Source organism: Azospirillum sp. SYSU D00513 (genome assembly GCF_017356015.1).
Taxonomy (GTDB): Bacteria; Pseudomonadota; Alphaproteobacteria; order Azospirillales; family Azospirillaceae; genus Azospirillum.
Map to the genome: position 1 here is coordinate 20,723 of NZ_JAFIQV010000021.1, position 17,969 is coordinate 38,691.

Sequence of the window (17,969 nt, forward strand, 5' to 3'; positions counted from 1 at the left end):
GATGACGGAAAAATATTGATTTTCAAAGGCTTCCCGAGGAAACGCCGGCTTGAATGGCGGGTCCTCCGCCTCACCCCGGCAACCGGAAGGTCCCCCGGCTGACCGTGACGGCGCTGCCGCCGATGCGCACGGCGTGGGGGCGGCCCGCCTCGGTCTCCGCTTCGATGCGGATCAGGCTGGGGCGGCCCATGTCCTCGCCCTGGTGGAGGTTCCAGCCGGTGAGGCCGGTGCCGAGTGTCTGGCGGGCGGCGAGGAAGCCGGCGAGCGCCGTGGCGGCGGCACCCGTGGCCGGATCCTCGGCGATGCCCATGGCCGGCGCGAACATGCGGGCGTGGATGCTGCGGCCGGCCTGCCAGTCCTCCATGAAGACCGGGAAGAGGTGCGGGGACGCCGTCTCCGCGATCTCCGCCCGCCAGACCGACAGGTCCAGGCGGATGGCGGAGAGTGCTGCGCGCGACGCGACGGGCACGATGGTGAAGGGCACGCCGGCGCTGTAGACGGCGGGCAGGGAGCCGGCCCGCGTGATGGCCTCCAGCGGCAGGCCGAGCAGACGGGCGAGGATGGAGAGCGGCGGGGCGTCGGCCACCGCTTCCGGAAGCCGGGCGCTCGACAGCACGGCGAAGAGCGGGCCTTCCTGGGGCCGGTCGATGCGGACGGGGATCGGCCCGACCTTCTCCCCCAGCACGATGCTCCAGGGGCCGTCGCCCTCCAGCGCGCCGATCTCCGCCAGGATGATCGCCGTACCGATGGTCGGGTGGCCGGCGAAGGGCAGTTCCATGGAGGGGGTGAAGATCCGCACGTCGCGGGTGTGACCCCGGTCGGACGGGGGCAGCACGAAGACGGTCTCGCTGAGGTTCAGCTCACGCGCGATGGCCTGCATCGTCGCGTCGTCCAGCCCGCGCCCGTCCGGGAAGACGGCCAGCGGGTTGCCGCCGAACAGCCGGTCGGTGAAGACGTCGGCCGTGATGAAGTCCAGCGTGCGCATCCCTCGTTCCCCTCCGTTGCCGGCCCCTTGGGCACGGTCACGGTCGAGTTTCGGGAAAGCGGGGCCGGCCGACAAACGGGAAATATTCAGGCGAGGATTAGGAAAGCTAATGCGTGCGGGACCGGCGGCACGGCCGGTCCCGCTTTCATGTCGATCAGGCTATCGTCTCGACGACGCCGCCATCCACCCGCAGCGCTGCCCCGGTGGTCGCCGAGGCCTGCGGGGAGGCGACGTAGACGGCGAGGTTGGCGACCTCCTCCACCGTGGCCGCGCGCTGGATGATGGAGCTGGGGCGGTTGGCCATCACGAAGTCCGCCGCGATCGCCTCGATGTCCTTGCCGGAGCGCTCCCGGTCCTCCTCCAGCATCGCGCGCAGCCCTTCGGACAGGGTCGGGCCGGGCAGGATGGCGTTGACCGTGACGCCGGTGCCGGCCATGCGTTTGGCGAGGCCGCGCGACAGCGACAGGTCGGCGGTCTTGGTGACGCCGTAATGGATCATGTCCGCGGGGATGTTCAGCGCGGATTCCGACGACAGGAAGATCACGCGGCCCCAGCCGCGCTCCGCCATGCCCGGCAGGTAGGCGCGCGACAGCCGCACGCCCGACAGCAGGTTCACCGCCAGGAAACGCTCCCACACGTCGTCGGGCGTCTCGAAGAAATCCTGCGGGCCGAAGATGCCGACGTTGTTGACGAGGATGTCGGCACTGGGCTCGGCCCGGACGAGGGCGGCGCAGCCCTCCGCCGTGCCGAGGTCGGCGGCCACGCCGCGCGCCCGCGCGCCGGACACTTCGCCGGCCAGGCGGGCAACGGCCTTGTCCACGGCCTCTTGGCCCCGGCCGTTCAGCACGACCTCCGCCCCCGCCTGGGCCAGCCCCTTGGCGATGGCGTAGCCGATGCCGGCGGTCGATCCGGTGACGATGGCGGTCTTGCCGGTCAGGTCGATCCTCATGCGCGTGTCTCCTCGCGTGTCGTTTGGTTCGGGGTTGATGGTCAGGCGTCCGGCGGGACGCCGCCCTCCCGGAACACCAGTTCCAGAAGGATGCCGCCCGGCGTCCGGATGAAGAGCCGCCGCTCGCCCAGCTCCGGCAGTTCCATGCGGGAGTAGGGGATGCCGAGCGCATCCAGCTTCGCCCGGTACCCCGCGTAGCCGCTGAGCCGGAAGCCGACATGATCGATGGCCTCGCCGGCACGGCCATGTCCCGGGCGGCCTTCAGCAGGTCCCTGTCCGGGGATCAGATGGACCACCGGCTCTCCGTCCCGGTAGAGCCAGTGGCCCGGAAAGCCGAAATCGGGGCGGTAGCCCGGCTTCAGCTCCAGGACCGCCTCAAGGAAGGCGCGGGTGCCCTCCAGGTCGTGGGTGCGGAGCGTCACGTGGTCAAGCATGGCGTCCTCAGGCGATGGCCCCGCCGCCGTCGACCCGCACGGTCGATCCGGTCGCGAAGGGCGTCGTGATCAGGAACAGCACGGCGTTCGCGATGTCCTCGGGCTGGCCCATGCGGCGGGCCGGCAGGGTCTCGGCGGCGCGGGCGAAGATGGCGTCCCGCTTGTCGCCGGGCAGGCGCGACCAGAGCGGCGTGTCGATCAGCCCCGGCGAGACGGCGTTGACGCGCACCGGCGCCAGCTCCAGCGCGAGGCCGCGGGCCAGCGCCTCCAGCGCCGCGTTGATCGCCCCCTGAAGGACCGAGCTGGCCGAGGGGCGGACGCTGAGGAAGCCGGAGATGAGGGTCAGCGATCCGCCCTCCCGGATGCGCGCGGCGCGGGCGACGCGGTAGGCGCCCCAGAACTTGCTCTCCATGGCGGACCGGGCGTCGGCGAGGCCGAGCGACCGGACCGGGCCGGAGGGGGTCTGGGCGGCGGAGACCACGATGTGGTCCCAGGGCGTCCCTTCGGCGAAGAAGGCCTCGACCGCCGCCTCGTCGACCGTGTCGAGCACGGCGGCCCGCGCCTTCGGCCCGAGGCCGGCGAGTGCGGCGTCGAGTTTCGCTTGCGAGCGCGAGGCGATCGTCACCTCGGCCCCGGCCTCGGCGGCGCGGGCGGCGGCCGCGAGCCCGATCCCGGAGCTTCCGCCGAGCACCAGAACGCGCTGTCCGGTCAAATCCTGCATGGGAGCACCTGTCCTCTGGGGTTTCGTCCTCGTTTCGATGGACAGAGGCTAGCTCTTGCGGAAGCTGGCGATAATCCGCCTAATCGGAGAAGGTTTCTTGCGGGATCGGCAAGGCTATGGCGGACAATCTCTTCGACATGACAGTGTTCGTCCGGGTGGTGGAGACGGGCAGCCTCTCCGCCGCGGCGCGGGCGCTGAACCTCTCGCTCGCGGTGGTGAGCCGCAAGCTCGCGCGGCTGGAGGAGCGGCTGGGCGTGCGGCTCATCAACCGCAGCACCCGCAGCCTCGCCCTGACGGAGGAGGGGGCGAGCTTCCACGCGCGCTGCGCCCGCATCCTCGCGGAGATTGAGGAGGCCGAGCTGGAGGTCACGCGCGGGCGCCACGAGGCGAGCGGCCTGCTGCGCGTCACCGCGACCGTCGCCTTTGGCCGGCGCCGCCTCGCCCCGCTGCTCCAGGAGTTCCGGGCGCTGCATCCCGGCCTGCAGATCCAGCTCGACGCCTCGGACACCATCGTGAACATCGTCGATGCGGGCTACGACCTCGCCGTGCGCTTCGGGGCGCTGGCCGATTCCAGCCTCGTCGCCCGGCCGCTGGCCGCCAACGTGCGGGTCATCTGCGGCGCGCCCTCCTATCTCGACCGGCGCGGACGGCCCGCCGAGCCGGAGGACCTGCTGTCCCACGACTGCATCGTCTTCGGCGAACCGCCGCTGGACCATTGGAGCTTCGCCGACGGGCGCACCGTGCGCGTTCGGGGTGCCCTCATCACCAACGACGGCGAGCTGGCCCATGGCTGGGCGTTGCAGGGGGCGGGGCTGGTCCTGAAATCCATCTGGGACGTGCGCGACGACATCGCGGCCGGACGGCTGGAGACCGTGCTGCCGCACCGTCCCCTGCCGGCCTCGCCCATCCACGCCGTCTACCCGCACAGCCGCCACGCCGCCGCCAAGGTGCGGCTCTGCGTCGATTTCCTGGCCGAGCGGCTGAAGCGGGAAGCGCCGCTGCCGTTTGGGTGACGGCAATCCAGCAGGATTTCAGATTGAACTGATTTGAATTACGCGGTTCCCTAATCGTCGCCCGTCGCGCACCTTTCGCTCCGTCACCAACTCCCAGACGGAAGCTCAGAATGCGCGCTCTGCTGCTGCGGGCCCATGGCGGGCCAGAGAATTTCGACATCGCCGAGGTTCCCCGGCCGGAGCCGCGTCCGGGCAGCCTGCTTGTCCGTATGGCGGCCACCTCGCTGAACCGGGTCGACATCCGCATCCGCGAGGGGCTGCCGATCGGCGGCGAGCTGCCGGCCATCCTCGGCGCGGACGTCGCCGGCACGGTGGAGGCCGTCGGCGAGGGCGTCACGGGCTTCCAGCCCGGCGACGAGGTCTATGGCTGCGCCGGCGGTGTGCGGGGGCAGGGCGGGACGCTGGCGGAGTTCATCGTCGCCGACGCCCGGCTGCTGGCCCACAAGCCGCGCAGCCTGTCCATGCGCGAGGCCGCGGCCCTGCCGCTGGTGGCGATCACCGCCTGGGACGCGCTGGAGCGCACGGCGGTCACCGAATCCGACCATGTGCTGGTCCATGCCGGCACCGGCGGGGTGGGGCATGTCGCCATCCAGCTCGCGAAAAGCCGGGGCGCCCGCGTGGCCGCCACCGTCTCCTCGCCCGAGAACGCGGAGATCGCGCGCGGCCTCGGCGCTGACGCGACGATCCTCCACCGGGAGGAAGCCGTCGCCGACTATGTGCGGCGGCTGACCGGCGGGCGCGGCTTCGAGGTGGTGATCGACACGGTCGGCGGCGCCAACCTCGACAAATCCTTCCAGGCCGCCGCCCTCAACGGGCGGGTCGCCGCCACCGCCGCGCGCAGCACCCACGACCTCGGCCCGCTGCACCAGAAGGGGCTGTCGCTGCACGTCGTCTTCATGCTGATCCCGATGCTGCACGACCTGGGCCGCGAGCGCCACGGCCGCATCATGGCGGCGCTGGCCGAGCTGGCGGACAGGGGGGAGCTGCGCCCGCTCATCGACGAGCGCCGCTTCGACCTCGCCGGGGCCGCCGACGCCTACCGGCACCTGGAGAGCGGCAAGGCCCGCGGCAAGGTCGTCGTGGACATCGCCTGACGCGTCCTTCCATCCCATCGAACCGTCCGAACCGGAGCCCGGTCATGAGCATCTCCGCATCCTTCCTGTCCTTCCCAACCGCCGGTCGCCCGCGCGTGGGCGCGGTCGGGACGGTGCTCGCGCTCGTGGCCGCCATCCTTCTGTGGGGCGCCAACTGGCCGGTCATGAAGATCGGGCTCGGCCATGTCACGCCGCTCTGGTTCTCGGGCCTGCGCTTCGCCACCGGGGCGCTGTGCCTTTTCGCGATCCAGGCCGCGCGGGGCGGGCTGCATCTGCCCCGGCGCGGTGACCTGCCCTTCGTCGCCTCCGTCGGGCTGCTGCAGATGATGCTGTTCACGGCGCTGGGGGCGGTCGCCATGACCCAGCTCCCGGCCGGCCGCTCGGCGATCCTCAGCTACACCACGCCGCTGTGGGTGGCGCCCATCTCGGTCCTGTTCTTCAAGGAGACGCTGTCCCCGGTGCGGGTGGGCGGGATCGCGCTGGCCGCCGCCGGGGTGGCGATCCTGGTCAACCCGCTGTCCATCGACTGGACGGACGGGCGGGTGGTCGGCGCCCACGCCATGCTGCTCGCCGGCTCGGTCTGCTGGGCGCTGTGCATCCTGCACCTGCGCTACTTCCGCAGCGTTTCCTCGGCCTTCCGGCTGGCGCCCTGGCAGATGCTGCTGGCGGCCCTCGTCCTGACCGCCGCGGCCTATGGGACCGAGGGACCCTTCACCGGCGACGGCACCGCCGCCTTCTGGGGCTCGCTGGTCTTCGTCGGGCCGGTGGCGACGGCCTTCTGCTTCTGCGCCGTGAACGCCGCCAGCACCAGGCTGCCGGCGACGGCCATGTCCACCATCATGCTGGGCGTGCCGGTCACCGGGGCCGCCATCTCCGTCATCGCGCTCGGCGAAACTCTGACGGCGGCGCTGGCCTTGGGATCGCTCGCCATCCTGCTGGGCATCGCCGCCGGAGCCGTTCCGAACCGCCGGCCCTTAAACTCCTGACCCTCGCTCCCAACCTCACTCCGAACCCTGATAAGGACCATCGCCATGAAAGCCATCGGCTACCACGCTCCCTCGCCCATCGCGTCCGCTGAATCGCTGGTCGATCTGGACCTGCCGGTCCCGGCCCTGCGTCCGCACGACCTGCTGGTCAAGGTCGAGGCCATCTCGGTCAACCCCGTGGACGTGAAGCTGCGCGCCGCCGCCGCCCCGCCGAACGGCGAGGCGCGGATCCTCGGCTTCGACGCCGCCGGCATCGTCGAGGCCGTCGGCCCGGCGGTCACCCGCTTCAAGAAGGGCGACGCGGTCTTCTACGCCGGCGCCATCGACCGGCCCGGCAGCAACGCCGAGTTCCAGGCGGTGGACGAGCGCATCGTCGGGCCGAAGCCGGCCAGCCTGTCCTTCGCCGAGGCCGCCGCCCTGCCGCTGACTTCGCTGACCGCCTGGGAGCTGCTGTTCGACCGGCTGCGCGTTCCCTACGGCCAGAAGACGTCCGAGGACGCGATCCTGATCGTCAACGGCGCCGGCGGCGTTGGCTCGATCCTGACGCAGATCGCCCGCCGCCTGACCGGCCTGACCGTCATCGCCACCGCCTCGCGTCCCGAGACGGTCGAGTGGGTCCGGAGCATGGGCGCCCACCATGTCATCGACCACCGCAAGCCGCTGGACGAGGGGCTGAAGGAGATCGGCATCCCGCAGGTGCGCTACGTCGCCGGCCTGACCGCCACCGACAAGCACCAGAAGGCCATCGTCGAGGCGCTCGCCCCGCAGGGGGCGCTCGCCCTGATCGACGACCCGGCGAGCTTCGACATCGTGCCCTTCAAGCGCAAGAGCCTGGCGGTCCATTGGGAGCTGATGTTCACCCGCTCCCTCTTCGGCACGCCGGACATCGCCGAGCAGCACCGCATCCTGGCCGAGGTGTCGGCGCTGGTGGACAGCGGCGTGCTGCGGACCACGATGCGCGAGGAGATCGGCCGCATTGACGCCGCCACCCTGCGCCGCGCCCACGAGGCCGTGGAAAGCGGCCGCAGCATCGGCAAGACCGTGCTGGCGGGCTTCTGACGGGCGCCCGTTCCGGACGGCGCAGCTTCTGGCCGGCTTGCCGGCCAGAAGCTGAACGCATAAGCTTTCCCCGATCCAGCAGAAAGCGGAATGGACCATGCGCTTCCCCGACCTCGAGATCGACCTGCTGCGGGCCTTCGTCGCGGTGGCGGAGACCGGCAGCTTCACGGCCGCCGCCGACGTCGTCGGGCGGTCGCAGTCGGCGGTCAGCCAGAAGGTGCTGCGGCTGGAGGAGATCCTGCAACGGCGGGTCTTCGACCGCACCAGCCGGTCGCTCAGCCTGACGCGCGACGGGGAGCGGATGCTCGTGGCCGCCCGCCAGATGCTGGAGTTCAACGATTCCGTGGTCCGCGAGCTGCGGGAGCCGCCCGCCGCCGGCACGTTGCGGCTCGGCATTTCCGAGGACTTCATCCCCGGCGAGCTGCCGAAGCTGCTGGCGCGCTTCAGCCGGCTCTATCCCGGCATGCACATCGACCTGATGACGGGGCTCAGCTGCTCGCTGCTCCAGGCCTACGACGAGGACCGGCTGGACGCCGTCATCGCCAAGCGCGACGGCACGGCCCAGCGCGGCCGGGTGATCTGGCGCGAGCCGCTGGTCTGGCTCGCCGCCGCCGACTATCAGGTCGATTTCGACCGCCCGGCGCGGCTCGTCATGCTGCCGGCGCCCTGCACCTACCGCGATCTGATGATCAGCGCCCTGGATTCTGTCCGACGCGAATGGACCGCCGCCTGCACGGCGAGCAGCCTGATGGGCGTCCAGGCCGCCGTGGCCGGCGGGCTCGGCGTCACGGTGCTGGGCAAGTCCTTCGTGCAGGAGGGCATGCAGATCCTGCGTGCACCCCAGCACTGGCCGGCCCTGCCCATGACCGAGATCACCGTGGTCGGCGAGGACAGCAAGGCCGCCGACCTGATCCGTCCGCTCGTCGCCTTCCTGACCGAAAGCCTGGCGCGCAACGGCGCCCTCACGCTGGTGGCCTGATGGCCGCCCCCGTTGTTCAGCGGGTTCCGCCATCCTCGCCGGATTCGCCCAGACGCGGCAGCAGCTTCGGCAGGAGGCTCGACAGGACGAGTGTTGCGACCCCCAGCGCGGTCGGCAGCATCCAGTCGGGCTTGCCGTCCAGCAGATGGTCGCTGGCCGCCCCGAACTGGACGAAGGCGACCGTCATCGGCAGCTGCCCGATCAGCGTTCCCACCGTGTAGGGGACGAGCCGGATGCGCGTCAGCCCCAGCGCGTAATTGACCGCGCTGTGAGGCAGCACCGGCACCAGCCGGAGGGTTGCCACCGCGCGCCAGCCGCCATGCTCGATCCGCCGGACGAGCCGCGCGAAGCGGGCCGTCTCGCCGAGCGACAGCATCCCGCGGTTCACATGGCGGGCGACCAGGAAGCCGGTCACCGCGCCCAGCACGCTGCCGGCCACCGCCAGCGCCCCGCCCCACCAGACGCCGAAGATCAGCCCCGCCATCATCGCCATGGCCGAGCGCGGCAGGAACATCAGGCTGGTCGCGATGTGGAACAGCAGGAACAGCAGCGGGGCGGCCCGGTGATGCCGCAGGATCTCCTGCAACTGGCCCACATCGAACCCGCCGCGCAGCACCCAGGCCGCCGCCCCGCCGGCAAGGGCGAGGATGATCAGTATCTGCCCTGCGGCGCGCAGGCTGGAAAGCGAAGGCTGCATGGCGTCCTAGTCTTCGATCCGCCCGGCCGCGCCGGGGGCATCCTCTTGGTAAAAGGATTATGTCTGCCCCTTCGGGACCGCCGTCAATCCCGGCGGCGTGCTGGTCAGGCCACAGCGGAACACAACCCTCGGAAGGCCGCCGTGACGTTCTGCGGTATTCCCGCGTTTTTGATCCGGGCTGGCGGAAACGGGCGATTGTGCCGATGCGCGAAAAACCGGCCTCTCCAACAGTGGGACTGTTCAGGATTCCCGCCCGAGGCTATGTGTTCGGCAACCGCGTCCCACATCCACCAACTTCGGTCACCCAAAACGGTCACCAACAACGGTCGAGGACATTTCATGGCGCATTGCCTTTCCAACCTGGCCCGGTCCGCGCTGGTCGCGCTGTCCCTGGCCGTCCCGGCGGCGGCGGTTCCGGCCCTGGCGGCCCCTCCGGTCCAGCAGAAGAGCCAGGCGCCCGGATTCTTCCGCATGAGTTTCGGCGCCTTCGAGGTGACGGCGCTCTATGACGGCTACGTCGATCTCGACACCAAGCTGCTGAGCGGCATTTCCGCCGAGGACGTGAGGGGGCTGCTCGACCGCATGTTCGTGGAGAGCGCCACTGGCGTGCAGACCGCGGTCAACGCCTTCGTGGTCCACACGGGCGAACGGCTGGTGCTGATCGACGTGGGTGCGGCCGGCGCCTTCGGCCCGACGCTCGGCGGCATGCGGGAGCGGATGCTGGCCGCCGGCTACGACCCCGTGCAGATCGACGTGGTGCTGCTGACCCACCTGCATGCGGACCATGTCGGCGGGCTGCTGACACCCGACGGCAAGCCGCTCTTCCCCAACGCCGAGGTGCGCGTCGCCAAGGAGGAGGCGGACTACTGGCTGGACGAGGCGAACGCCGCCAAGGCCCCGGCCGACGCCCAGCCCTTCTTCAAGATGGCGCGCGACAGCGTGGCGCCCTATGTGGCGTCGGGCCAGCTGAAGACCTTCACGGCGGGCGAGGAGCTGGTGCCGGGCATCAAGGCGGTGTCGGCCTTCGGCCACACGCCGGGCCACACCGGCTATCTCGTCACCTCCGGCGGCAAGAGCCTGCTGGCCTGGGGCGACATCATCCACAACCACGCGGTCCAGTTCGTCCGGCCGGAGGTCGCCATCGAGTTCGACACGAACAAGGAGCAGGCGGTCGCCACGCGCAAGCAGATCCTGGCCGACGCGGCGCGCGACCGGCTGTGGATCGCGGGCGCCCATCTGCCCTTCCCCGGCATCGGCCATGTGCGCACCGACGGGGAGGACTACGCCTGGGTGCCGGTGGAATACGGCCCGGTCCGCACCGACCGCTGACGGAACGCCCGATCGATGATCAACGCCCACATCGCGCGCGGCGGCCTGCTTTATTCCACCGTCGCCGATCCCGCCAGCCTTCCGCCGAACGCGCTCTGGATCGATCTCTGCGAGCCGGACCGGGAGGAGGAGGTGGCGCTGGAGAAGACGCTGGGCGTCAGCCTGCCGACCCGCGAGGACATGGTCGAGATCGAGGCGACGAGCCGCGTGTCCAGGGTCCGGGACACGCTGTCCATGACCGTGGTGGCGGTCTGCCGGTCCGACAGCCGCGACCCCACGACGGTTCCCGTGACCTTCGTGCTGTCGCCTCAGCGGCTGATCACCGTGCGCTACGACACGCCGCAGTCCTTCAAGATCTTCCAGCTGCAATGCGACCGGCAGGAGATCCAGGTCGAGACGGCGACCGACGTGCTGCTCGCGATCTGGAACACGATGGTGGACCGGCTGGCCGACATCATCGAGCGGATCGGCACCGACCTAGACACGCTGAGCCGCGAGATCTTCAGCTACAGCCGCCCCGAAGGCGCCCGTCGCCGAACGGCGCGCGGCGGATTGGCAGGTGCGGCGGGCAAGAACCGGCGCCGGCGCCGCCCGCTGGAGCATGTGCTGGGCGATGTCGGGCACGGGCAGGACGTGATCTTCCGCATCCGGGAAAGCCTGCAGAGCCTCGACCGCGTCGTCGCCTTCGCCCGCGCGAATCTGCGCAACGATTCCGGCACGGTGTCGCCGGCGCTCGACGCGCTGGAACGCGACCTGCGGTCGCTGCATGAGTATGAGGGCGACCTGTTCAACAAGGTGCAGTTCATGCTGGACGCCACCATCGGGCTCATCGGCATCCAGCAGAACGGCATCATCAAGATCATCTCCATCGTCTCGGTCGTCCTGACCCCGCCGACGCTGGTCGCCAGCATCTACGGCATGAACTTCGAGCACATGCCGGAGCTGGCCTGGACCTATGGCTACCCCTACGCGCTTCTGCTGATGGCGGCGACCGGGGTGCTGCCCTACCTGTTCTTCAAGTGGCGCGGCTGGCTGTGAGGCCAGCTCACGCCTCCGCCGGCTCCACCTTCGCCACCGCGCGGCGCAGCGCCTCGAAGCAGACGGGGTCGAAGGCCTTGCCGACGTCCGCCTCCATGATCGCCAGCGCCTTCGCCACGGGCATGGCGGCGCGGTAGGGGCGGTCGGCGGTCAGCGCGTCGAACACGTCGGCGGTGCTGACGATGCGGGTGGCGAGGCAGATGGACTCGGCCCTAAGCCCGCGCGGGTAGCCCTTGCCGTCCAGCCGCTCGTGATGCGCCCCGCCGATGCGGGCCAGTTCCGCGAAGGCGCCGATGCGCGACAGGATGGCCTCGCTGTACACCGCGTGGTTCCGCATCGCGGCCCATTCCGCCTCGTCCAGCTTGCCGGGCTTGTCGAGGATCTCGTTGCTGACGCCGAGCTTGCCGATGTCGTGCAGCAGCGCCGCGCGGCGCAGCCGGCGTCGCTGGTCCTCGCCGAAGCCGAGATCCTCGGCGATGAGGTCGGCGTAGAGCGCCACCCGGTCGCTGTGGCCGCGGGTGAAGGGGCTCTTGGAATCGACCACGTCGGCGAAGGCCTCCGCGATGTCGTCGAGGTAGGAATCGTCTGCATCGACCGTCCGCTGCGCCGGGGCCAGAGCGAAGACCGCCGCCTCGACCTCGCCGGAGCCCAGCGTGGCCCAGAAGCCCGCGTCGGCGATGCGCTCGAAGGCGGCGACGGCCTCCGGGTCGAACCAGGTTCCCGTGCGGTCGCGCACCTCGCGCAGGGCGGCCTCCGGCCCGGCGCTGGTGTGGAAGACGTCCACGATCTGCGAGAGCAGGGCGATGCGGGCGTAGAGCGGGATGTCGGCGCCGGCGAGGCCGAGCGGCTTGCCGCCGCCATTCCAATGCTCGTCCAGCCCCTGGATGCCCTCGGCCACCGCGCCGGAGAAGCGCATGCGCCGCGCGATCTCCGCCCCGCGCTGGCAGCGAGTCTCGATCAGTTCGCGTGCGATGCTGCCGCCGTTGCGGACGATGTTGACGACGGCGCGGAACCGCTCCGCCAGCCCGGACTTCAGGCCCGTGTGGCCGATCACGAAGCGCAGCACGTCCGGCAGCCGGTCCCCGACCAGCTTGACGTCGTGCTTGAAGCCGCGGTCGTCGGACAGGTAGAGCTGGCAGATGCGCGCGGCGTTGCTGCTGCATCCCAGATCCTTCAGCAGGATCGTGTAATACAGCTCCTCGATCTCCTCCGCGCCGAGCCCCAGCTCGCGCCCGACCTGCACCCCGATCCAGCAGCAGCGCACGCAATGGCCGGCCGGCTGCCCCTCGGTCAGGTCGAGCGCGTGGCTGAGCGCGCTGAGGATCCCGGCCAGCGGCATCGCCGTGGCGACAGGCGTGAAGACAAGATCACGTTCCAGGACATCCGACACCGCTGCCCGCCTTCGCCGCTTGTGGAGGATTGCGCGAGAATCTTAGCAGATCCTCCCCCGGCATGGGTTAACGGCCGGCAAAAGTTTACGGCCAAAATGGGCAGGAGCGGGCGCTACCCGGCCGACGCGAAGCGCTTCGGCGTCAGGCCGGTGACCTCGCGGAAGCGCAGGGTGAAATGGCTCTGGCTGCTGAAGCCGCAGGCGGCGGCGACCTCGGCCAGCGGCAGGCCGTCCATGGCGATCAGCGATTTTGCGCGCTCGATCCGGCGGCGCAGGACGAAGCGGTGCGGCGCCTCGCCGGTGGAGCGCTTGAAGGCGCGGGCGAAATGGAAGGGGCTGAGCCCCGCCACGGCGGCCAGATCGTCGATGGACAGCGGGGCGTCCAGATGCGCCTCCACGAACTCCGCCACGCGGCGCAGCACGGCCGGGGCCAGCCCGCCGCGCGCGAACAGGGCCTGGGGGGCGCGTTCGGTGAAGCGGGAGGCGAGATAGGCGATCAGCATCCGCCCGGCGTGGCTGGTGGCGACGCGGTCGGCCGGCTCGTCCCAGCGGAGCGGCAGGATGGCCGAGCGGATCACCGTCTCGATGGCCGTGTCCTGCACGTAGGTTTCGTCGCGCAGCCGCACCGCCGCCGGATCGGCGTCCAGCGCCTCGACCACCGCCCGGTCGAAGGCGGGTTTCGGGATGTAGAGGTGGAACAGCCGCACCGGGCCGCTGACGTCCCAGTCCGAACTGACGTCGGCGGGCATGATGCAGAGGCTTCCCGGCCCGCCGCCCTTCAGGGGCTGGTTCCGGCCGCGCAGCCGGCTGATGCCGGTGCCGCCATCCAGATAGAGGCTCAGCGTGTGGTGGCCGGGGTCGGTGTAGCGCGTCTCCGAAGTGCTCTCGCGGTCCCACAGGGCGGCGGCCACGCCGTCGCCGAAGGGTGCCGCCGCGCGCAGCGCCGCACCGGCGCCGCGCAGCACATCGTGGATCGTGTAGCCGTCCAGGGTCGTCATGATGGGCACAGGAGACACCCGCACGCCCAACCCGCGCAAGCCCGTAAGGGAGGCCGGAGGTCACTTCGCAGCAAGATCAGGACATTTCCGCCCCGCGGCCCCGCGATTGCGCAAGCCCGTGGCAGACCCGGACCCCCGTCCCGTGGCATTCAGCGTCCCGACACGTTGAAGGGGTTTTCGCCATGACGGCCATTCTGTTCGCGGCGGTGGTCGCCGCCTGGGGTTTCACCTGGTTCGCCATCAAGATGCAGTTCGGCCCGGTGCCGCCGGAGGTGTCGATCCTCTGGCGCTTCCTGCTGGCGGCGGCGGTGCTGTGGGCCGGGCTGGCGCTGACCGGGCGCCTGCGGCGGGTGAGGCTGCGCCAGCATCTCTGGTTCGCGGCGCTGGGGCTGTGCCTGTTCGGGGTGAACTTCGTGCTCATCTACAATGCGACCCTGCACATCGCCAGCGGGGTGGTGTCGGTCGTCTTTACGCTCGCCACCGTCTTCAACGCCCTGAACCAGTGGCTCTTCCTGAACAAGGCGCCAGGCCTGCGGACGGTCGCCGGCTCGGTCATCGGCATGGGCGGCATGGCCCTGCTGTTCGGGGAGGCCTTCATGAAGCTGGAGGTCGGCGGGGGTGCGGCACTCGGCATCGGGCTGGCCCTGGCCGGCACCTACGTCTTCTCCATCGGCAACCTCGTCTCCACCCGCGCCACCGCCGACGGCACCGACCTGCCCAACGCGATCGCCCGCGGCATGGCCTGGGGCTCGGTCTTCCTGCTGGCGCTGACGCAGCTCCGCGGCCTGCCGCTGGTGATCGAGCCGACGCCGCGCTACCTGCTGAGCCTGCTCTACCTCGCCGTCCCCGGCTCGGTCCTCGGCTTCTTCGCCTACCTGTCCCTGGTCGCCCGCATCGGCGCCGCCCGCGCGGCTTACGCGACCGTGCTCTTTCCTGTCATCGCGCTCGCCGTCTCCACCCTTCTGGAGGGCTATGTCTGGACCCCCTGGGCGCTTGCCGGCCTGCCGCTGGTCCTGCTCGGCAACCTCGTGATCTTCGCGCGCTGGCCGGCGGCGTGGCGGGGCGTGGCGCTGTCGAGGGGGTAGGGCGCCTGCGTGCGCCCTTGAAAGCGTCACGCGAAGACGCCACCATCCGGACTGGAGGTGCGGCATGGTCAAGGTCGAGGCACAGGCCCGAAAGGAAGGACGTGCGGCGCCCAGTCACATCGAAACCATCGACGTGGCGGCGGTCATCGACCGGCTGCGCCAGCTTTGCCAAGCACAGCCGCGCCGTTATGGCGGGAAGTTGGACATTGATAGGATCGTCGCGGCCAGTGTCAACGTTCCCTTTCCGCATGTGATGGACCCGGCGGCGCTGGCGCGTTCCATCACGGAGAACAGCGTGCCCCCGGAGTATGCCGGGCACATCGGCCGCTTCCTGGGCGAACTCCCTCTGACCGACATCCTGCGCTTCTGCGACCGCCACGGCATCAAGGCGCCCACCCTGGCGCGCTTCGTGCGCGACAACCGTGCAAAGCTTGCGCTTCGCCGTCCGGAGCTGGACCAGCACATCGATGCCCTCGTACCCAGTCCCTGACGGGCCGCACAACGACGACTGGAAGTCGCTGCTCGCCTATCTCTTCCCAGTCGTCGGAGAGGTGGTCCAGCGTCATGGCCTTCCGTTCCCCATACAGATCGGCGGCGGCTCGATGCTGCTGCGCCGTTACCGGCACCGCAAGAGCCGCGATCTCGACGTTTTCGTGACCGACGCCCGCCTGGTGCGCCTTTGCTCGCCGCGGATCAACGAAGCGGCAGCCGACATCTTCGTCGATTACGGAGAGGAGGCCTCGGCGGTCAAGCTCGTCCTCGGCATGCAGGAGATCGACATCATCGCGGTGGCGCCGGTGATCACCGATGAGGCGACGGAGGAAGCCGTTCTCAAGGGGCGCGACATACTCATCGAACGGCCTCGGGAGATCTTGGCAAAGAAGGTCGTCTATCGCGGGCGGACCTTCCAGCCGCGCGACGTGTTCGACCTCGCCTGCATCGCCGTGGAAGAGCCGGAGGAGGTCGCCGCCATTCTGCCCTGGCTATCGCCGACGCACCTTGATGATCTCGCCGTCCGTCTCGATGAAATCGAGCCGATTCTTGACCGGGAACTCGCCGACAAGGTCGAGGCCTATCCGGACTTTCAGCCGGTTATTGGCAAGTGCCTGGACATCACGCGCGGCGTGCTGGCGACTTGGAAGGAGGAGCTGACACCAAAAGTCCAGGCGCCTCCGCACCCGCAGCACACGCACCGGGCGATCTACTCCCGCGATGGATCGACGGTGGTCATCAAAGAGCGCAACCCGGAAACACAGCGCTTTGAGCGGATCGGGAACACTCTGGGGCCGGCGAAGGTTGCGCCGGAGGGCGTATCCTATTGGCTGGCCGGCATCGAAATGCCGGAGGCCGAGTGGCGATTGCACCCGGCCGTCCTGGCGGCCTTGAGGAAGGCCTGAGTGGAAGTTTTTAGACGGCGCTCGCGGTAGAGCCAAAAGGTCCCTACCGCACCTCCTCCCATTCCAGCCTCACCCCCGCTTCGCCAGCTCCTCGTGGGTGATCGGCTGCAGGCCGCCGTCGCGGCTGACGACATAGACGGCGTCGGCGTTGCGGATGGTGGCCAGGCGGTGGGCGATGACCAGCGTCGTGCGCCCTTCCGCCAACTCCATCAGCGACTTCTGGATCTCGCGCTCGGTCTGGGTGTCGAGCGCCGAGGTCGCCTCGTCGAGGATGAGGATCGGCGGGTTCTTCAGGAACATGCGGGCAATGGTCAGCCGCTGCTTCTGCCCGCCGGACAGCTTCACGCCGCGCTCGCCGATGATGGTGTCGAGCCCGTCGGGCATCGCCTCGATCAGCGTGTCGAGATGGGCGCGGCGGGCCGCCTCCATGATCTCCTCATCACTGGCGCCCAGCCGGCCGTAGGCGATGTTCTCGCGGATGGTGCCGCCGAACAGGAAAACGTCCTGCTGCACGATGCCGATCTGGCGGCGCAGGGAGGCGAGCGTCATGTCGCGGATGTCGATGCCGTCGATGGTGATGGCGCCACCGGTGATCTCGTAGAAACGCGGCAGCAGCGAGCAGATGGTGGTCTTGCCGGCGCCGGACGGGCCGACGAAGGCCACGGTGCTCCCGGCCCGGATGGCGAGATCCACGCCGCCGAGCACCGGCCGCTGGCGGTCGTAGCCGAAGGACACGTTGCTGTAGACGATGTCGCCCTTCAGCGGCGGGGCGGGGATAGCGTCCGGCCGGTCCGTGATGTCCGGTTCGGTGTCGAGCAGTTCGGTGTAGCGGCGGAATCCGGCGATGCCCTTGGGGTAGGTCTCGATGACCGAGTTGATCTTCTCGATCGGCCGGAAGAAGACGTTGACCAGCAGCAGGAAGGCGAAGAAGCCGCCCTGCGTCAGCTCGCCCGCCAGCACGAAATGGGCGCCCGCCAGCATGACCACGATCAGGATCAGCCGCATGCCCATGTAGCTCATGGTGGTGGAGGCGGCCATGATGCGGTAGGCGTCGAGCTTGGTCCGGCGGTAATGCGCGTTGTCCTGGGCGAACAGCGCGCGCTCGTGGTCCTCGTTGGTGAAGGCCTGCACCACGCGCATGCCGCCGACATTCTCCTCGATGCGGACGTTGAAGTTGCCGACGCTGGAATAGAGCGACTGCCAGTTCCGCGTCATGCGCCCGCCGTAGCGGCTGGTCAGCCAGGCGATCAGGGGGACGATGGTCGCGGTGATCAGCGCCAGCGGCGTGTGGACCGTCAGCATCAGGGCGAAGGCCCCGACGAAGGTCATGACCGCGATCAGCAGGTCCTCGGGGCCGTGGTGCGCGACCTCTCCGATCTCCTCCAGGTCCTTGGTGACGCGGCCCACGAGATGGCCGGTCTTGTGGTTGTCGTAGAAGCTGAAGGACAGCTTCTGGAGATGGTCGAAGCTCTTCCGCCGCATCTCCGTCTCGATGTTGATGCCCAGCTTGTGGCCCCAATAGACCACCACTGCCATCAGCCCGCCGTTGGCGAGGTAGATCGCCAGCAGCGCCACCGAGGCGAGCACGATCAGCGGCCAGTCGCCGGTGGGCAGCAGCTGGTCGACGAAGGAGCGCACGGCCATGGGGAAGCCCAGCTCCAGCAGGCCGGACAGCACGGCGCAGAGGATGTCGAGGGCCAACAGGCCCTTGTAGGGGCGGTAGTAGGCGAGGAAACGGCCGATCATGCTTGGGATCCTGAGTGCGGCTGGCCCTGGGACGGCGGGCTTGGAACGATGGGCTTCGAACAGCGGGGA

Annotated in this window: 18 protein-coding genes; 10 read left to right on the top strand and 8 right to left on the bottom strand. The window is 69.9% G+C overall.

Annotation, left to right across the window (positions count from 1 at the left end):
- Nucleotides 1-70: 70 nt before the first annotated feature.
- The 4 genes from JUB11_RS16485 to JUB11_RS16500 form a co-directional block, all read right to left on the bottom strand.
- Complete coding sequence (locus JUB11_RS16485; RefSeq protein ID WP_207459665.1) at nt 71-985, bottom strand: PhzF family phenazine biosynthesis protein; 915 nt, start codon at nt 983-985, stop codon at nt 71-73.
- A gap of 154 nt (nt 986-1,139) precedes the next feature.
- A complete protein-coding gene (locus tag JUB11_RS16490) occupies nt 1,140-1,934 on the bottom strand; it encodes an SDR family oxidoreductase (RefSeq protein ID WP_207459666.1) in 795 nt (264 codons plus the stop codon).
- 41 nt (nt 1,935-1,975) lie between these two features.
- On the bottom strand, nt 1,976-2,368 hold the full coding sequence (locus JUB11_RS16495) for a VOC family protein (RefSeq protein ID WP_207459667.1): 393 nt from the start codon (nt 2,366-2,368) through the stop codon (nt 1,976-1,978).
- Nucleotides 2,369-2,375: 7 nt separating this feature from the next.
- A complete protein-coding gene (locus JUB11_RS16500; RefSeq protein WP_207459668.1) occupies nt 2,376-3,089 on the bottom strand; it encodes an SDR family oxidoreductase in 714 nt (237 codons plus the stop codon).
- Nucleotides 3,090-3,205: 116 nt separating this feature from the next.
- Between JUB11_RS16500 and JUB11_RS16505 the strand changes: the two genes are divergently transcribed.
- From JUB11_RS16505 to JUB11_RS16525, 5 genes are all read left to right on the top strand, one after another.
- Nucleotides 3,206-4,102, top strand: coding sequence for a LysR family transcriptional regulator (locus JUB11_RS16505; protein WP_247887109.1), 897 nt, complete (start codon nt 3,206-3,208; stop codon nt 4,100-4,102).
- 110 nt (nt 4,103-4,212) lie between these two features.
- Complete coding sequence (locus JUB11_RS16510; RefSeq protein ID WP_207459669.1) at nt 4,213-5,196, top strand: zinc-dependent alcohol dehydrogenase family protein; 984 nt, start codon at nt 4,213-4,215, stop codon at nt 5,194-5,196.
- Nucleotides 5,197-5,240: 44 nt separating this feature from the next.
- On the top strand, nt 5,241-6,182 hold the full coding sequence (locus JUB11_RS16515; RefSeq protein WP_207459670.1) for a DMT family transporter: 942 nt from the start codon (nt 5,241-5,243) through the stop codon (nt 6,180-6,182).
- 45 nt (nt 6,183-6,227) lie between these two features.
- Entirely contained in the window at nt 6,228-7,241 is a 1,014-nt protein-coding gene (locus JUB11_RS16520) for a zinc-binding alcohol dehydrogenase family protein (protein ID WP_207459671.1), read from the top strand.
- A gap of 97 nt (nt 7,242-7,338) precedes the next feature.
- Nucleotides 7,339-8,220 carry a LysR substrate-binding domain-containing protein gene (locus JUB11_RS16525; protein WP_207459672.1) on the top strand — a complete coding sequence of 294 codons (882 nt, stop codon included), beginning with the start codon at nt 7,339-7,341 and terminating at the stop codon, nt 8,218-8,220.
- Nucleotides 8,221-8,236: 16 nt separating this feature from the next.
- Here JUB11_RS16525 and JUB11_RS16530 read toward each other — a convergent pair whose 3' ends face one another.
- Nucleotides 8,237-8,917, bottom strand: a complete 681-nt coding sequence (locus JUB11_RS16530; RefSeq protein WP_207459673.1) for a TVP38/TMEM64 family protein — start codon at nt 8,915-8,917, stop codon at nt 8,237-8,239.
- A gap of 339 nt (nt 8,918-9,256) precedes the next feature.
- Here JUB11_RS16530 and JUB11_RS16535 point away from each other — a divergent pair, with 339 nt between their 5' ends.
- Nucleotides 9,257-10,246: an MBL fold metallo-hydrolase gene (locus tag JUB11_RS16535; protein ID WP_207459674.1), complete on the top strand. Its 990-nt coding sequence runs from the start codon at nt 9,257-9,259 to the stop codon at nt 10,244-10,246.
- A gap of 15 nt (nt 10,247-10,261) precedes the next feature.
- Nucleotides 10,262-11,284, top strand: a complete 1,023-nt coding sequence (locus JUB11_RS16540; protein WP_207459675.1) for a magnesium transporter CorA family protein — start codon at nt 10,262-10,264, stop codon at nt 11,282-11,284.
- A gap of 7 nt (nt 11,285-11,291) precedes the next feature.
- Here JUB11_RS16540 and JUB11_RS16545 read toward each other — a convergent pair whose 3' ends face one another.
- The gene (locus tag JUB11_RS16545) at nt 11,292-12,674 is read right to left on the bottom strand and encodes an HD domain-containing phosphohydrolase (protein WP_348771451.1); all 1,383 of its coding nucleotides are present in this window, start codon (nt 12,672-12,674) and stop codon (nt 11,292-11,294) included.
- A 113-nt stretch (nt 12,675-12,787) separates the two neighbouring features.
- Nucleotides 12,788-13,672, bottom strand: coding sequence for an AraC family transcriptional regulator (locus JUB11_RS16550; protein ID WP_207459676.1), 885 nt, complete (start codon nt 13,670-13,672; stop codon nt 12,788-12,790).
- Between the two features lie 182 nt (nt 13,673-13,854).
- Here JUB11_RS16550 and JUB11_RS16555 point away from each other — a divergent pair, with 182 nt between their 5' ends.
- The 3 genes from JUB11_RS16555 to JUB11_RS16565 all read left to right on the top strand — a co-directional run bounded on the left by JUB11_RS16555 (nt 13,855) and on the right by JUB11_RS16565 (nt 16,154).
- Nucleotides 13,855-14,757 carry a DMT family transporter gene (locus JUB11_RS16555; protein ID WP_207459677.1) on the top strand — a complete coding sequence of 301 codons (903 nt, stop codon included), beginning with the start codon at nt 13,855-13,857 and terminating at the stop codon, nt 14,755-14,757.
- Between the two features lie 64 nt (nt 14,758-14,821).
- Nucleotides 14,822-15,247 (top strand): hypothetical protein, encoded by a 426-nt coding sequence (locus JUB11_RS16560; RefSeq protein WP_207459678.1) that lies wholly within the window; start codon nt 14,822-14,824, stop codon nt 15,245-15,247.
- Nucleotides 15,225-16,154, top strand: a complete 930-nt coding sequence (locus JUB11_RS16565) for a nucleotidyl transferase AbiEii/AbiGii toxin family protein (RefSeq protein ID WP_207459679.1) — start codon at nt 15,225-15,227, stop codon at nt 16,152-16,154. The genes JUB11_RS16560 and JUB11_RS16565 overlap by 23 nt, the downstream gene beginning before the upstream one ends.
- A 69-nt stretch (nt 16,155-16,223) precedes the next feature.
- On the opposite strand, the gene JUB11_RS16570 is transcribed toward JUB11_RS16565, so the two are convergent.
- Nucleotides 16,224-17,900 (bottom strand): ABC transporter ATP-binding protein, encoded by a 1,677-nt coding sequence (locus JUB11_RS16570; protein WP_207459680.1) that lies wholly within the window; start codon nt 17,898-17,900, stop codon nt 16,224-16,226.
- Nucleotides 17,901-17,969 lie beyond the last annotated feature (69 nt).

Coding starts and splice junctions, on each gene's coding strand:
- JUB11_RS16485 (WP_207459665.1), bottom strand. CDS start 985: ATGCGCACGCTGGACTTCATCACGGCCGACGTCTTCACCGACCGGCTG.
- JUB11_RS16490 (WP_207459666.1), bottom strand. CDS start 1,934: ATGAGGATCGACCTGACCGGCAAGACCGCCATCGTCACCGGATCGACC.
- JUB11_RS16495 (WP_207459667.1), bottom strand. CDS start 2,368: ATGCTTGACCACGTGACGCTCCGCACCCACGACCTGGAGGGCACCCGC.
- JUB11_RS16500 (WP_207459668.1), bottom strand. CDS start 3,089: ATGCAGGATTTGACCGGACAGCGCGTTCTGGTGCTCGGCGGAAGCTCC.
- JUB11_RS16505 (WP_247887109.1), top strand. CDS start 3,206: ATGGCGGACAATCTCTTCGACATGACAGTGTTCGTCCGGGTGGTGGAG.
- JUB11_RS16510 (WP_207459669.1), top strand. CDS start 4,213: ATGCGCGCTCTGCTGCTGCGGGCCCATGGCGGGCCAGAGAATTTCGAC.
- JUB11_RS16515 (WP_207459670.1), top strand. CDS start 5,241: ATGAGCATCTCCGCATCCTTCCTGTCCTTCCCAACCGCCGGTCGCCCG.
- JUB11_RS16520 (WP_207459671.1), top strand. CDS start 6,228: ATGAAAGCCATCGGCTACCACGCTCCCTCGCCCATCGCGTCCGCTGAA.
- JUB11_RS16525 (WP_207459672.1), top strand. CDS start 7,339: ATGCGCTTCCCCGACCTCGAGATCGACCTGCTGCGGGCCTTCGTCGCG.
- JUB11_RS16530 (WP_207459673.1), bottom strand. CDS start 8,917: ATGCAGCCTTCGCTTTCCAGCCTGCGCGCCGCAGGGCAGATACTGATC.
- JUB11_RS16535 (WP_207459674.1), top strand. CDS start 9,257: ATGGCGCATTGCCTTTCCAACCTGGCCCGGTCCGCGCTGGTCGCGCTG.
- JUB11_RS16540 (WP_207459675.1), top strand. CDS start 10,262: ATGATCAACGCCCACATCGCGCGCGGCGGCCTGCTTTATTCCACCGTC.
- JUB11_RS16550 (WP_207459676.1), bottom strand. CDS start 13,672: ATGACGACCCTGGACGGCTACACGATCCACGATGTGCTGCGCGGCGCC.
- JUB11_RS16555 (WP_207459677.1), top strand. CDS start 13,855: ATGACGGCCATTCTGTTCGCGGCGGTGGTCGCCGCCTGGGGTTTCACC.
- JUB11_RS16560 (WP_207459678.1), top strand. CDS start 14,822: ATGGTCAAGGTCGAGGCACAGGCCCGAAAGGAAGGACGTGCGGCGCCC.
- JUB11_RS16565 (WP_207459679.1), top strand. CDS start 15,225: ATGCCCTCGTACCCAGTCCCTGACGGGCCGCACAACGACGACTGGAAG.
- JUB11_RS16570 (WP_207459680.1), bottom strand. CDS start 17,900: ATGATCGGCCGTTTCCTCGCCTACTACCGCCCCTACAAGGGCCTGTTG.